The following is a 13604-nucleotide window of genomic DNA, read 5'->3' on the forward strand; positions in this document are numbered from 1 at the left end:
GGACGTCACACGCGGCAGGCGTAGATGTCGGTGACCAGGATCGCCCGCGCGCCGATGTCCCAGAGCTGGTCCATCACCCGCTGGTGGCCCTGGCGGCGGACCATGACGCGCACGGCCACCCAGCCCTCGCGGTGCAGCGGGGAGACCGTGGGGCCTTCCATGCCGGGCGTGAGGGCGATGGCGTCCTCGATGCGCTCGGCCCGGATGTCGTAGTCCATCATCACGAAGTCGCGGGCGTGCACGACGCCCTGGAAACGGCGGACGAGCTGCTCGACGGCGGGCGTGTCGGGCGAGCTCTGCTGCTTGATCAGCACCGCCTCCGAGCGCATGATCGGCTCGCCGAAGACCTCCAGGCCGACGTTGCGCAGCGTGGTGCCGGTTTCGACGACGTCGGCCACCGCGTCGGCCACGCCGAGCCGGATGGCGGTCTCGACGGCGCCGTCGAGCTTGATCACGCGGGCGTCGATGCCCTGGTCGGAGAGGTATTTGTCGAGCAGGCCGGCGTAGGAGGTGGCGATGCGGCGGCCGTTGAGGTCCGCGGCGGAGGTCATCGTGCCGGCCGTGGCGGCCAGGCGGAAGGTGGAGCCGCCGAAGCCGAGCGGCATGATCTCCTCGACCGGCGCGCCGGAGTCGACGAGCATGTCACGGCCGGTGATGCCGACGTCGAGCGTGCCTTCGCCGACGTAGACGGCGATGTCGCGGGGTCGCAGGAAGAACAGCTCGCAGTCGTTGGCCTCGTCGACGACGACGAGCTCCTTGCTGTCCCTGCGGGAGCGGTAGCCGGCTTCCTTGAGCATGTTCTGGGCCGCCTCGCTGAGCGAGCCCTTGTTGGGTACTGCCAGACGCAGCATGTTCGGGTCCTCGATCTGTCTCGCTGTTGCTTCTCCAGGGGCTTGGTGGCGGGCGCCGGGCGCCCTAGAGATGCTTGTAGACCTGGTCGAGGCCGATGCCCTTGGCGATCATGAGCACCTGCACGTGGTAGAGGAGCTGGGAGATCTCCTCGGCGGCCCTGTCGGCTGACTCGTGCTCGGCGGCCATCCAGCTCTCGGCGGCCTCCTCGACGACCTTCTTGCCGATGGCATGGACGCCGGCGTCGAGGGCGGCCACGGTGCCCGAGCCCTCGGGGCGGGTCCTGGCCTTCTCGGACAGCTCGGCGAACAGCTCTTCGAAGGTCTTCATGGTCTCTCTCGTCGGTCGGCTGACGTGCTTGTCAAGCCTAGTCTGCGCGAGAGGGTGACGCCGCCCCGCGTCCGCCACGCGAGACGGCCTCATCAAAGGGCCACGGGGGGCGTTTCAGCCGAGCGCCTTCCCGGCTTTCGCGATCCGCTCCATGGCGTGCGCGGACTCGCCGCCCTCATGGCCGTTGTACGGGTAGACCTTGATGTCCTTCTCCCCGGCGTAGTGGTTGTAGGCGGCGAACACCGTGGACGGCGGCGTGATCCCGTCCTGCAGCCCGACCGAGAAGAGCGCGGGCGTGGCGGCGCGGGCGGCGAAGTTGACGCCGTCGAAGTAGGCCAGGGTCTGGAAGACGGGCTCGACCTTCTCCTTGAACGCCCGGCAGTAGGCGGCGATCTCCGCGTACGGGTACTCGCCGGTGATCTCCGTGGCGTGCCTGATGTGGCACATGAACGGCACGTCCAGGAAGGCGCAGGCGAGGCCGGGCACCAGCGCCGAGACCGCCAGCGCGATCGCCCCGCCCTGGCTGGCGCCGCCGACCGCGACCGCGCCCACCTGAGGGTGCGCCCTGGCGGCCTCGACCGCGCGCACCGCGTCGGTGTAGAGCCGCCGGTAGTAGTAGGCGTCGGGGTCGTGGATGCCGCTGGTCATGACGCCGGGCGTGGTGGGGCCGGAGCCGGGATAGGGGTCGGCGGTGTCGCCGCGCCGCCATCCGCCGGCTCCCTGGCCCCGGCTGTCCATGGCGAGGACGGCGTAGCCGAGGCTGGGCCAGAGCAGCCAGTCGATCGGCAGCCCGCGTCCGCCACCGTAGCCCTGGTACTCGACCACGCACGGCACCGGCCCGGCGGCCTGGCGCGGGAGGAGCAGCCAGCCCTTGATCGGGTGGCCGCCGAACCCGGCGAAGGTGACGTCGAACACCTCGGCGGTGGTCAGCGGGGAGGCCACGGGGGTGAACTCGGGGGCGAGGTCGTGGGTGCGGGTCTCGGCGAGCGTGCGCTCCCAGAAGGCGTCGAAGTCGGCGGGCTCGGAGCGTTCGGGGAGATACTCGCGTAGTTGGGCGAGTGGCATGTCTACGAACATCGGCACTCCCGGAGGACATAGGGGGTGCCCTCACCGTAACGGTGATCGCGCCGGCGCGATCACCCGGTGGCGGGACGGCGAGCGTTCAGCGCCAGGAGAGCAGCGGTTGTCGCTGATACGGTTCAGTGAAAGTTTCAGGGAGGAGCACGGGGTGAAGAGGCCAACGATCGCCGACATCGCCAGGCGGGCCGGCGTGTCCAAGGGAGCCGTCTCCTACGCGCTGAACGGCCAGCCCGGTGTCTCCGCGGAGACCAGGGCGCGCATCCAGGCGATCGCCCAGGAGATCGGCTGGCGGCCCAACCTGGCCGCGCGCTCGCTCAGCGGCGCCAAAGCCGACGCCATCGGCCTGGTCCTGTGCCGCCCGGCGCGCTTCCTCGGCGTGGAGCCGTTCTTCATGGAGCTGATCAGCGGCATCGAGGGCGAGCTGGCGGCCAGCTCGTGCGCGCTGATGCTGCAGGTGGTGGCCGATCACGAGGCCGAGATCGCGGTCTACCGGCGCTGGTGGGGCGAGGGGCGGGTGGACGGCGCGATCCTGGTCGACCTGCACACCGACGATCCCCGGGTGCCGGTGGTCGAGCGGCTGGGCATGCCGGCGGTGGTGACCGGGCACCCGTCGGGGACCGGCTCGCTGCCCGCGGTGTGGTCGGACGAGGTGGCCGTGCTGCGCGAGGTGATCGAGTATCTCGCGGCCCTCGGCCACCGGCACATCGCCAGGGTGGCCGGGCTGCCGGCGCTGCTGCACACCAGGCTGCGGGACGAGGCGTTCGCGGAGCTCTGCGCCGAGTCGGGCGTGCGCGAGCATCCGGTCGTCCACACCGACTACACGGGCGAGCAGGGCGCCCGCGCGACCAGGCGACTGCTCAGCTCCCGGGCCAGGCCCACCGCGATCGTCTACGACAACGACATCATGGCGGTGGCCGGGCTGTCGGTCGCGCAGGAGATGCGCCTGGACGTCCCCGCCGAGCTGTCGATCGTGGGCTGGGACGACTCGCCGCTGTCCCAGGTGGTGCGGCCGTCGCTGACCGCGGTGACGCGGGACATCCCGGCCTGCGGCGCGCACGCCGCCCAGACCCTGCTCCGGCTGATCAGCAGCGGGGAGACGGGGAGCCTGGAGGGGCCGCCCGCGCGCCTGCTGCCGCGCGGCAGCACCGCCCCGGCGGGCCGTGACCGAACCGTTTCACGGGCGATGTAGCCACAGGTCAGCGGCTCCATAAGGGGAAACATTTCAGCAATCTCCAAGGCTGGCTATTGTAACTTACCCGTTTAAGTGGTGAGATCCCTACACCATTGAATTTGGGCGCCAGTCGTGGGGATGCCCTCGCACATCCGCACGCCCCTTCGCAGGGGAGTCCCGGGCGCCCATCCGACCGATAGATCGGACAGCCCCATGCGACGAACGATGGCAGCGTGCAGCGCGGTCCTGCTGACGGTCCTGAGCGCGGCCTGCGCCACGAGTGGCCAGACGGAGACCAAGCAGGCAGACCAGAACGCCCCCGCGACCCTGTCCTTCTGGTCCACGGGCGGCGATGACGAGACCGCGACCTTCCAGAAGGCGGCCGACCTCTACCACCAGAAGCATCCGAACGTGACGGTCAAGGTGCAGACCCTGTCGTGGAGCGACGCGTACGCCAAGTTGCTGGCGGCGGCCACCAGTCGCAACGGGCCCGACATCATCTCCGGCGGCATGACCTGGACCATCCAGTTCGGCACCAGGGGCGCCATGGTGGACCTGCGCAAGTACGGCGCCGACTCGCTCAAGGCGCAGGCGCTGCCCGCCCAGTGGGAGTCGGCCATCTCCCCCGACGGCTCGGTGTACGGCGTGCCGCTGGACATGTCCACCCTCGCCCTCTACTACCGCACCGACCTGCTGGAGAAGGCCAAGGTCGAGCCGCCCAAGACCTGGGAGGAGCTGACCGCGGCCATCGACAAGCTCAAGGCGGCCGGCGTGAAGAAGCCCTACAGCCAGGACTGGGGCAACCTGGACTGGATCGGCTACTTCAACTACCTCTACCAGGCGGGCGGCTCGTTCTACACCGCCGACTGCAAGCCCTCGCTCAACACGCCGCAGGCCGAGCAGGCGCTGACGTACTGGGCCGACCTGTACAAGAAGCACGGCGCGCCGACCGCCACCGTGGAGGGCTCCGACGCGCTGGACACCGGCACCGCGATGGTGGTGGCGGGCAACTGGATCGCCAAGGGCATCGATGTCAACAAGCCGAAGCTGAAGGGCAAGTGGGCGATGTCCACGATCCCCGCGGGGCCCGCCGGGCCGACCGCCTTCATCGGCGGCCGGGCGATCGGCGTGACCTCCTTCAGCAAGTACGTCGAGACGGGCGCGGACTTCGTCAAGTTCATGTACAGCGACGAGGCCATCACCGCGATCTCGGACGAGGCCAGGAAGCGGAACATCTCCTACATCTCGCCGCGGGCCGACAAGATCGTGAACGGCTCGGTGTTCACGCCCGAGCAGGCTCAGGTGTTCGAGGCGTCGCTCAAGACGGGCAAGGCGGCGCCGGGCTGCCCGGGCTGGGACGAGAGCGCGCCGGACGTGACCAAGCAGCTCCAGTCGGTCATCCTGGGCAAGTCAGATGCCAGGACCGCGCTCGCGGAGGCCGCCAAGGTCATGGAGCGCAACGCCGGTTAGCCGCTCGCCGGGGCCGGCGCGGCCGGTCCCGGCCCCCGACCCAGGAGTCCGACCCCAGGAGTCTGACATGGCCTCCCCCATCCCCCTGCGCAGCAGGCTGCGCCGCTACGGCACCTCGTACGCGATGCTGCTGCCCTTCCTCGCGCTGTTCGCGGGCTTTCTGATCTGGCCGCTGGCCAACTCGCTCTATCTGAGCTTCACGAAGTTCGACGGGATCAACCCCGCCGCGTTCACCGGCCTGGACAACTTCCAGCAGCTGGCCTCGGACGCCAGGTTCCGCCACGCGCTGGGCAACACGGCCCTGTACGTGGTGGCGTCGGTCGTGCTCGGCACGCTGCTGTCGCTGGGCCTCGCCCTGGCCTTCAACGGCACCGGCTGGCTGCACCGGATCATGCGCACGGTGTTCTTCCTGCCGTCGGTGACCTCCTCCATCGCGCTCATGCTGATGTGGAAGTGGGTCCTCTACCCCAGCGACGTGGGCCTGGCCAACACCATCGTGAGCTGGTTCGGCGGCAAGGCCGTCGCCTGGCTGGCCACGCCGGGGCTGACGATCCCCATCCTGGTGGTGATGTCGGTGTGGGGCGGCATGGGCTACGGCATGGTGCTGTACGTGGCCGGCCTCGGCTCGATCCCCGAGGAGTACTACGAGGCGGCCAAGATCGACGGCGCCTCGGCCTGGCGTCGCTTCCGCCACATCACGCTGCCGCTGCTGCGTCCCGTCACCACGTACGTGGTGGTGACCGGCCTGATCGGCGCCTTCCAGGTGTTCGAGGCCGTCTACATCGTCTTCTCGACGGGCGCCAACACCATCGGCGGCGTGCTCGACTCGGGCCTGATGATCGTCCCCTACCTCTACGACCAGGGGTTCACCCACTTCAGGCTGGGCTACGCCTCGGCGATCGCCTGGGTGCTCTTCCTGATCATCTTCGTGCTGAGCCTCGTCAATCTGCGCGTGGGCCGCGCCATGAAGGAGCTGTGATGGCCGTCGCCCCGATGGACACGATCGCCCCCGCGCCGCAGCCGTCCCGGCACGCGGCCCCGGCGGGCGGCAACCGGCGCGCGAAGATCAACGGGCACCTGCTGCGCCTGCCGTTCTACCTGCTGGCGCTGACGATGATCGCGCCGTTCTACTGGCTGCTCATCACGGTGTTCAAGCCGCCGAGGGAGCTGGCCAGGACGCCTCCGTCGTTCGTGCCGCAGGCCCCGACGGTCGCCAACTTCTACGACACGGAGTGGACCCCCAAGGGGATCAACCCCGGCCACCTGGCGGGCATCTTCCAGCGCTACCAGGTGGATCTGGGGTTCTGGCGGTTCATGCTCAACAGCCTGGTCATCACCACCGCCATCACCGTCGGGTCGCTGCTGATCTGCTCGCTGGCCGCGTACGTGATCTCCAAGCACGACATCAAGGGCCGCCGGACGATCTTCCTGCTGATCATCGCCTCGATGATGGTGCCCTGGCAGACGACGCTCATCCCCAACTACGTGATCATGCGGAACCTGGGCTGGCTGGACAGCTACGCCGCCTACATCGTCCCGGCGCTGGCCAAGGCGTTCGTGCTGTTCTTCCTGGTGCAGTTCCTGCAGTCGCTGCCGAACGAGCTGATCCAGGCCGCCAGGGTGGACGGCGCCGGGGAGTGGCGGATCTGGTGGAAGATCGTGCTGCCGCTGCTGCGGCCGGCGCTCGCGGCGATGTCGATCTTCATCGTGCTCGCGGAGTGGAACAACTTCCTCTGGCCGCTCATCATCGTCCAGAGCGACGAGATGGCGAACATTCCCGTCGCGCTGGCCAGGCTCAACTCCTACTACGTGGGGCCGGATCACCAAGGCGCGATCATGGCGGGCGGGCTGCTGGCGTCGGTCCCGACGATCGTCTTCTTCGTGATCTTCCAGAAGTACTTCACCCGCGGCATCGCCCTCAGCGGCCTCAAGGGCTGACCCGGTGCGCCTGGAGCAGCTCCAGGAGGTCCCGGTCCACCGGGAACCCGTCGAGCTGCTCGAAGCGCGCACCGGGCCGCCGGTGCCCGATCACCCCGAACGGCCCCTGGAACTCCCACAACGCGTATCCCCAGCCGAACGAGGCGAACACGCCGAGCACGTCGGACAGCCAGCGCAGCGCGACGTCGTTCGGCGTGCGGTCGTAGCAGCCGAACTCGCCCACGTGGACGGGCACGCCCTGCGCCGCCACCTCGCGCCACGGGGCGTAGAAGTCGCGCAGCGCGGCCCGGTCCCAGTGCTGTCCCTGGTAGTCGCCGGGGTAGGCGGGCTCGGGCAGGCCCTGTGAGCCGGGCCACCACTCGGCCCGGTAGTGGCTGACGCTCATCGGCGCGTAGCCGCGGGTGCTGTGGACCACTCCGAGGTCGGCCAGCTCCGGCATGGCCAGGTGGCCGCCGCCCAGCCCGTCGATCACGATCGGCCGGTCCGGGTCGGCGCGCCGGAGCTCCGCCACCACGCGGCGGATCACCGTCTCGTGCGCCGCCCTGGTGAACCCCCGCTCCCCCACGGAGGGCGGCTCGTTGACGAGGTCGAACGAGAGCTCGTCGCCGGGCACGCCCCGGTAGCGGCGGGCGAAAGCGGTCCAGATGGCGGCGAAGCCATCCTGCGCCTCGCGGTCGGCCCAGAGGTTGTGGTGCTCGCTCTCCCAGCCGGTGATCACGTAGCCGGGGGCGCGGTGGAGGTTGAGCGAGAGGTGCAGGCCGCGCTCGCGGCAGGCGTCGAGGTAGGTGTCCAGCACCTCGAGCACGCGCTCGTCGGGGTGGGCGTAGTCGAGCCCGTCGGTCCAGAAGCGGTAGTCGCACGGCATGCGGACGAAGTCGAAACCCCACGCGGCGATCGCGTCCAGCACCCGCTCATCGACGGGCGCCGGCTTCGCCCCGGGATCCTTCCAGAACATCCACTGCAGGTTGAACCCATACCGCCTCACCGCTGTGCTCATTGCCTCCACTCCGTGGAGGCGGCTCGGTCGCTCTGGAGCCGCCGCCTTCCCTCGTCGCTCTGGTCGCTCCGCTCCCGCCGCTCCTCAGTCCAGGCGGCGGCGCTCCCTCGCGCCACCACGTCGTTGACACACCGCAGCACCGGTACGCGGACCAGGGCCTCCTCGTCCAGGCCCGCCGTGTCGATCAGGAACTCGGCCCGCTCGCCCGGCAGCAGCGTCACGAGCTGGTCGCCGACCTCGGCTTCGGGGTCCAGGCGGTCGGGGAAGACGGCCAGGTCGCGCAGGAGCGTGCGCGCGGTGACCGTCAGCCGGAGCCCGCCGGGGGCGGCCTCGGCGGCGGTGTCGTAGCGCGGCTCGGGCAGGCGCAGGTCCCGGTCGGGCGCGAAGAACCACAGCGCCCGCGCCACCGCCGGATCCCCACCACTCGGCCCGGTGATCGCGGCGGCGATCAGCTCGCTCGCCGGGTCGCCCGGCTCGGTGACGGGCGCGGCCAGCGGGAGGGTGAGGACCGCCCGGGGCGGCACGTCCAGCGCGAGGTCCTGCGCCGCGAGCGCGGTGCCGTCGAAGCCGTGCCGTACGGCCCGCGCCGACGCGCGCCACGGCCGCGCGGTGTCGTTGACGGCCACCAGCGCCAGCCCGCCGTCGCGCGGCTGCACGGTCAGCAGCCGGTCGGCGTACGCCCTGCGCAGCGCGTGGAACAGCGGCTTCCTGCGCCCGTCCCCGTCCACGGCCGACCATGACGTGACCGGCCAGCAGTCGTTGAGCTGCCACACCACGCTGCCCGCGCAGTGCGGCCACAGGGCCCTGAAGTGCTCCACCCCGAGCTGGATGGCGCGCGCCTGGTTGACCTGGGTGAGGTAGTGCCAGTCGTCGAAGGTGCCGGGGACCGGGAAGTGCGGCTTGAGCCCGGCGGCCAGCTTGAGGTTGCCGTCGACGGCCTTCTGGTGGTGCAGCAGGCCCCGGGAGTCGGGCAGCAGCGGCTCGTCGCTGATCGCCCGGCGGATCGTGGCGTACGCGGCGGGCCCCTGGAAGCCGAACTCGGCGGCCATGCGGGGCCGGTAGTCGCGGTAGACGGTGTAGTCGCGCTCGTTCCACACGTCCCAGATGTGCATGGTGCCGCGGGCCGGGTCGTTGGGCGGCAGGTCCATGGAGCCCGAGTAGGGGCTGCCCGGCCAGTACGGGCGCGTCGGGTCCAGCTCGGCCACCACGCGCGGCAGCGTCTCCAGGTAGAAGCCGCCTCCCCAGCTGCGCCCCTGGAGCGGCTCCTGCCAGCCCCAGTCGGCGTAGCCCTCGATGTTCTCGTTGTTGCCGCACCACAGGACCAGGCTCGGGTGCGCGCTCAGCCTGGCGACCTGCTCGCGCGCCTCCGCCTCCACCTCGGCCCCGATCGGGTCCTCCTCGGGGTAGGCGGCGCAGGCGAACGGGAAGTCCTGCCAGACCATCAGCCCGAGCCGGTCGCACAGGTCGTAGAAGTCCTCGCTCTCGTACAGGCCGCCGCCCCACACGCGGACGAGGTTGACGTTCGTCTCGCAGGCCTGGGCGAGCCGGGCGGCGTAACGGTCGCGGCCCACCCTGGTGGGGAAGCAGTCGTCGGGGATCCAGTTCACCCCTCTGACGAACACCTCGACCCCGTTGACGGCCAGGGTGAACGCGCCGTCCTCGGTACGCAGGCGCACCTCCCGCAGCCCGATCTCGCGGCGCCACACGTCCTCACCGGCCGTCACCTCGAGCTCGTAGAGCGGCTGCTCGCCGTACCCTCGCGGCCACCACAGCCGCGGGTCGGGCACCTCCAGCGTGAGCACGGCCTCCTCGCCGTCCTCGGGGATCACGGCGCGGGCCGTCACCCCTTCGATCGTCGCGCTCACCTCGGCGGCGCCCGTCTTCTCCACCCGGACGTGGACGTCCACCCTGGCCGTCCCGTCCTCGACGGTCACCAGCGGCCGGACCTCGGCGATCCTGGCCCCGCTCCACTCGTGCAGCCCGATCGGCCGCCAGATGCCCGCCGTGATCAGCGTTGGGCCCCAGTCCCAGCCGAAGTTGCAGGCCATCTTCCTGATGAAGTTGTAGGGCTGGGTGTAGGCGCCCGGCCGGTGGCCGAGCTCCTCCCGCAGCCGCTCGGCGTATTCGAGCGCCGACCCGAACGTGACCGCCAGCCGGTTGCTCCCGGTCCGCAGCGCGTGGCGGACGTCGAACCGGTACGAGCGGTGCATGTTCGCGGACTCGCCCACCCGCACGCCGTTGAGCTCGACGGCCGCCACGGTGTCGAGCCCCTGGCACACGAGGTCGACGTGCTCGTGCCCGGTGCCGTCCCACGAGAACTCCGTCTCGTAACGCCACTCGGTGCGCCCGATCCAGGCCAGATGGGTCTCGTTGTCGTCGAGGTAGGGATCGGGGATCAGCCCCGCGGCGAGCAGATCGGTGTGCACGCAACCGGGGACGGTGGCCGGGGCCCGCACGTCGCCGCTCGCGGAGCGGACGGTCCAGGCATCATGAAGGGGGCGGAACGGGCTCATCAACCCTCCGGGCTCGAGCAGCGGGAATTGTCATCGCATCACTAAACCCGTTTAGTTTCAATGTTTCGGGCAATCACTGAACGGGTTCATGGAGGGGGGCGGTGCTGTCTCTGCTGACCATGTGCGGATCGGCCTGGCGCGCGTCGGCCACCTCGCGGCCCCGGACCAGCTCGAGCAGGGCGCGGGCGGCGTGGGCGCCGCAGGCGGCGATGTCCCTGCTGACCGCCGTCAGGTGAGGCCGGGCCAGCAGGCACAGCGCGGAGTCGTCCCAGGCCACGACGGACAGCTCGCCGGGCACCGGGATCCCGGCCTCGCGGGCGGCGGCGGTGCCCGCGACGGCCATCACGTCGTTGTCGTAGACGATGGCCGTGGGCCGGTCCGGCCCGCGCAGGAGGTCGAGCGTGGCGCGCTCGCCGCTCTCGCCGCTGTAGTCGGCGTACACGGTGACGCTCTCGACGCCCAGCCGGGCGGCGGCGGCCCGCATGGCGGCGGTCCTGACGCCGGTGTGCATCAGCTCCTCGGGGCCCGCGACCCTGGCGATCCTGCGGTGCCCCAGCCCGGCCAGGTGCTCGATCACGGCGGCGAGCGCGCCGCCGTCGTCGATCCACACGGCGGGCAGCCGCCCGGTCCCGCCGGGGCCGCCGATGACCACGGCGGGCAGCCGCAGCTCCTCCAGCACGGCGATCCTGGCGTCCTCGACCCGCAGGTCCACGACGAACACCCCGGCCACCCGGTGCTGCGCCCACCATTTGCGGTAGATCGAGATCTCGGCCTCGTGGTCCTCGGTCATCTGCAGCAGCAACCCCACGGACGCGGCCGACAGCGTGGCCTCGATGCCGGAGATCAGCTGCATGAAGAACGGCTCCAGCCCCAGCGTGCGCGCGGGACGGTCCACGACCAGGCCCAGCACGTCGGGCCTGCCGTCGAACAGGGCCCGCGCCAGGCTGTTGGGCTGCCAGCCCAGCTCGGCGGCGATGGCCTGGATGCGGCGGCGCGTCTCGCTGGAGACACCGGGACGGCCGTTCAGGGCGAACGACACGGCCCCTTTCGAGACGCCGGCCCTGCGCGCGATGTCGTCGATCGTGGGTCGCTTCATCCGCCGTCCCTTGGATTTACCGGTTCATATATGTCGCCAAGCGCGACTCTACGGTAAATGACACCGCCCGCCGTACCCCTTGCGGGGTCCGGCGGGCGGATGGGAGATGGAGCGGCGGGTCAGCGCTCGAAGCGGCTGCCCGAGTTGCGGCGGTAGCCGCCGCCGTTGCCGCGCTCGTCCGAGCGGCCGCCGCCGGAGCGGTAGCCGTCACGCGGTCCGCGCTCGTCCGAGCGGCCGCCGCCGGAGCGGTAGCCGTCACGCGGTCCGCGCTCGTCCGAGCGGCCGCCGCCGGAGCGGTAGCCGTCGCGCGGTCCGCGCTCGTCGGAGCGGTAGCCGCCGCGCTCGCGGTCGGCCGCCGAGAACGGGCGGCTGCGGTCGGCGCCGTAGCGTCCGCCACGGTCCTCCGAACGGTAGCCACCGCCACCGCGCTGCTGGCCGCGGTCGTCCTGGCGGAACGGCCGGTCGTCCGAGCGGTAGCCGCCGCGCGGCCCGCCGTCACGGCGCCGGTCGTCCCCGAAGGTCCGCGGCTCCTGCGAGCGCCCGAACGGCCGCTCACCCTCGGAGTGCGGCCGGGAACGACGGTCCTCGCCGGAGCTGAAGGGCCGCTCGCCGTCCGCGTGACGGCGCGGGCGGCGGTCCTCACCGGAGTTGAAGGAACGCTCGCCGTCCGCGTGACGACGCGGACGACGGTCCTCGCCCGAACCGAACGAACGCTCGCCGTCCTCGTGACGCCGGGGGCGGCGGTCGCCGTCGAAGTCCCGGCGGGGGCGACGGCCGTTGCGGCGCTCGCCCTGGCCGCCGCCGCCCTCACGGCGGGGGCGGAGGGGCTTGCGCACGTCCGGCTCCCAGACCGGGATGGCCTCGCCGCTCGGCAGGCGGGCGCCGGTCACCTCGGCCACCCGCGGGTGGCCGGGCGTGGCCTTCAGGCGGAACGGGTGGATGCCGGCCCGCCGGGTGAGCGCGTCGGTGGAGCGGCGCTCGCTGGGCAGCACCAGCGTGACCACGGTGCCCTTCTCACCGGCGCGGGCGGTGCGGCCGCCCCGGTGCAGGTAGCTCTTGTGGTCCTGGGGCGGGTCCACGTGCAGCACCAGGCTGATGTTGTCGACGTGGATGCCGCGCGCCGCGACGTCGGTGCAGACCAGGACGTTGATGGCGCCCTCGCGGAACTCGGCGAGGATGCGGGTGCGCTGGTTCTGGCGCTTGCCGCCGTGCAGGCCGCCCGCCTTGACGCCGACCCTGGCCAGCTGCTTGCAGAGCCGGTCGACGCCGTGCTGGGTGCGGACGAAGATGATCGTACGGCCCTCACGGTTGGCGATCTCGGCGATGACGTCGAACTTCTCGTCGCGCGTGACCTGCATCACGTGGTGCTCCATGGTGTCGACCGGCGAGGTCGCGGGGGCCACGGAGTGGGTGATCGGGTCCTTGAGGAAGCGCTGCACCAGCTTGTCGACGTCGCCGTCGAGCGTGGCGGAGAACAGCAGCCGCTGCCCGTCGGTCGGCGTCTGCGCGAGCAGGTCGGTGACGACGGGGAAGAAGCCGAGGTCGCACATGTGGTCGGCCTCGTCCAGGACGCTGACCTCGACGTCGGCGAGCGAGCACTCGCCCTGCCGGATGAGGTCGCCGAGCCGGCCGGGCGTGGCGATGACGACGTCGACGCCGCGCCGCAGCGCCTCGATCTGCTTGCCCATGGACATGCCGCCCACGACGACCTTCATGCGAAGGCCCAGGCCGCGGCCGAGCGGCTCCAGGGCGTCGTGCACCTGGAGGGCGAGCTCGCGGGTGGGCACGAGGATCATCGCGCGGGGGTGGCCGGGAACCGGCCGCACGCCCGCGATGCGGGCCATGGTGGGCAGACCGAACGCGAGCGTCTTGCCGGAGCCGGTCTGGCCGCGGCCGAGCACGTCGTTGCCGGCGAGCACGTCGGGAATGGTCGCGCTCTGGATGGGGAACGGGCTGTCGATGCCCTGCTTGGCCAGCCCGTTGATGAGCGGCTTGGGCAGGCCGAGCAGCTCGAACTCGGACGGCTTCGGGTCGGCGTCTCTACCGGAGGCCGAGGCCGCCTGGCTGGAAGGGGCCGGCGATTCGGAGGCCGCCGCACCGGCGGTCTCGTCGAACGCGGGCATGACAGCGTCAAGCATGGTCACGAAAGTCGTGCCTTTC

The 13604-nt window shown here is 71.3% G+C and carries 11 protein-coding genes; 4 read left to right on the forward strand and 7 right to left on the reverse strand.

Going from position 1 to position 13604, the window contains the following annotated elements; translation table 11 throughout:
• Positions 1 to 5: 5 nt before the first annotated feature.
• The 3 genes from hisG to HD596_RS52635 all read right to left on the reverse strand — a co-directional run bounded on the left by hisG (position 6) and on the right by HD596_RS52635 (position 2256).
• On the reverse strand, positions 6 to 851 hold the full coding sequence (gene hisG, locus HD596_RS52625; protein WP_185076954.1) for an ATP phosphoribosyltransferase: 846 nt from the start codon (positions 849 to 851) through the stop codon (positions 6 to 8).
• Between the two features lie 64 nt (positions 852 to 915).
• Complete coding sequence (locus HD596_RS52630; RefSeq protein WP_185076955.1) at positions 916 to 1179, reverse strand: phosphoribosyl-ATP diphosphatase; 264 nt, start codon at positions 1177 to 1179, stop codon at positions 916 to 918.
• Between the two features lie 114 nt (positions 1180 to 1293).
• Positions 1294 to 2256: an acetylxylan esterase gene (locus tag HD596_RS52635; RefSeq protein WP_185076956.1), complete on the reverse strand. Its 963-nt coding sequence runs from the start codon at positions 2254 to 2256 to the stop codon at positions 1294 to 1296.
• A 151-nt stretch (positions 2257 to 2407) separates the two neighbouring features.
• On the opposite strand from HD596_RS52635, the gene HD596_RS52640 reads away from it, so the two are divergent.
• The 4 genes from HD596_RS52640 (at position 2408) to HD596_RS52655 (ending at position 6838) form a co-directional block, all read left to right on the forward strand.
• Positions 2408 to 3448 (forward strand): LacI family DNA-binding transcriptional regulator, encoded by a 1041-nt coding sequence (locus tag HD596_RS52640; protein WP_185076957.1) that lies wholly within the window; start codon positions 2408 to 2410, stop codon positions 3446 to 3448.
• A gap of 207 nt (positions 3449 to 3655) precedes the next feature.
• Positions 3656 to 4900 (forward strand): extracellular solute-binding protein, encoded by a 1245-nt coding sequence (locus HD596_RS52645; protein WP_185076958.1) that lies wholly within the window; start codon positions 3656 to 3658, stop codon positions 4898 to 4900.
• A 67-nt stretch (positions 4901 to 4967) separates the two neighbouring features.
• Entirely contained in the window at positions 4968 to 5879 is a 912-nt protein-coding gene (locus HD596_RS52650; protein WP_185076959.1) for a carbohydrate ABC transporter permease, read from the forward strand.
• Positions 5879 to 6838, forward strand: coding sequence for a carbohydrate ABC transporter permease (locus HD596_RS52655; RefSeq protein ID WP_185076960.1), 960 nt, complete (start codon positions 5879 to 5881; stop codon positions 6836 to 6838). Before HD596_RS52650 ends, HD596_RS52655 begins: the two co-directional genes overlap by 1 nt.
• On the opposite strand, the gene HD596_RS52660 is transcribed toward HD596_RS52655, so the two are convergent.
• The 4 genes from HD596_RS52660 to HD596_RS52675 form a co-directional block, all read right to left on the reverse strand.
• Positions 6828 to 7835 (reverse strand): glycoside hydrolase family 5 protein, encoded by a 1008-nt coding sequence (locus HD596_RS52660; protein ID WP_221520016.1) that lies wholly within the window; start codon positions 7833 to 7835, stop codon positions 6828 to 6830. The two genes, HD596_RS52655 and HD596_RS52660, sit on opposite strands and share 11 nt — an antisense overlap.
• Positions 7832 to 10348 carry a glycoside hydrolase family 2 protein gene (locus HD596_RS52665; protein ID WP_185076961.1) on the reverse strand — a complete coding sequence of 839 codons (2517 nt, stop codon included), beginning with the start codon at positions 10346 to 10348 and terminating at the stop codon, positions 7832 to 7834. The genes HD596_RS52660 and HD596_RS52665 overlap by 4 nt, the downstream gene beginning before the upstream one ends.
• A gap of 73 nt (positions 10349 to 10421) precedes the next feature.
• Positions 10422 to 11444, reverse strand: a complete 1023-nt coding sequence (locus HD596_RS52670; protein ID WP_185076962.1) for a LacI family DNA-binding transcriptional regulator — start codon at positions 11442 to 11444, stop codon at positions 10422 to 10424.
• Positions 11445 to 11563: 119 nt separating this feature from the next.
• The gene (locus HD596_RS52675) at positions 11564 to 13582 is read right to left on the reverse strand and encodes a DEAD/DEAH box helicase (RefSeq protein ID WP_246555459.1); all 2019 of its coding nucleotides are present in this window, start codon (positions 13580 to 13582) and stop codon (positions 11564 to 11566) included.
• Positions 13583 to 13604: the final 22 nt, after the last annotated feature.

Origin of the sequence: Nonomuraea jabiensis (assembly GCF_014204795.1) — a bacterium.
Classification (GTDB): Bacteria; Actinomycetota; Actinomycetes; order Streptosporangiales; family Streptosporangiaceae; genus Nonomuraea; species Nonomuraea jabiensis.

Coding starts and splice junctions, on each gene's coding strand:
- HD596_RS52670 (WP_185076962.1), bottom strand. CDS start 11,444: ATGAAGCGACCCACGATCGACGACATCGCGCGCAGGGCCGGCGTCTCG.
- hisG (WP_185076954.1), bottom strand. CDS start 851: ATGCTGCGTCTGGCAGTACCCAACAAGGGCTCGCTCAGCGAGGCGGCC.
- HD596_RS52630 (WP_185076955.1), bottom strand. CDS start 1,179: ATGAAGACCTTCGAAGAGCTGTTCGCCGAGCTGTCCGAGAAGGCCAGG.
- HD596_RS52645 (WP_185076958.1), top strand. CDS start 3,656: ATGGCAGCGTGCAGCGCGGTCCTGCTGACGGTCCTGAGCGCGGCCTGC.
- HD596_RS52660 (WP_221520016.1), bottom strand. CDS start 7,835: ATGAGCACAGCGGTGAGGCGGTATGGGTTCAACCTGCAGTGGATGTTC.
- HD596_RS52675 (WP_246555459.1), bottom strand. CDS start 13,582: ATGCTTGACGCTGTCATGCCCGCGTTCGACGAGACCGCCGGTGCGGCG.
- HD596_RS52655 (WP_185076960.1), top strand. CDS start 5,879: ATGGCCGTCGCCCCGATGGACACGATCGCCCCCGCGCCGCAGCCGTCC.
- HD596_RS52665 (WP_185076961.1), bottom strand. CDS start 10,348: ATGAGCCCGTTCCGCCCCCTTCATGATGCCTGGACCGTCCGCTCCGCG.
- HD596_RS52650 (WP_185076959.1), top strand. CDS start 4,968: ATGGCCTCCCCCATCCCCCTGCGCAGCAGGCTGCGCCGCTACGGCACC.
- HD596_RS52635 (WP_185076956.1), bottom strand. CDS start 2,256: ATGTTCGTAGACATGCCACTCGCCCAACTACGCGAGTATCTCCCCGAA.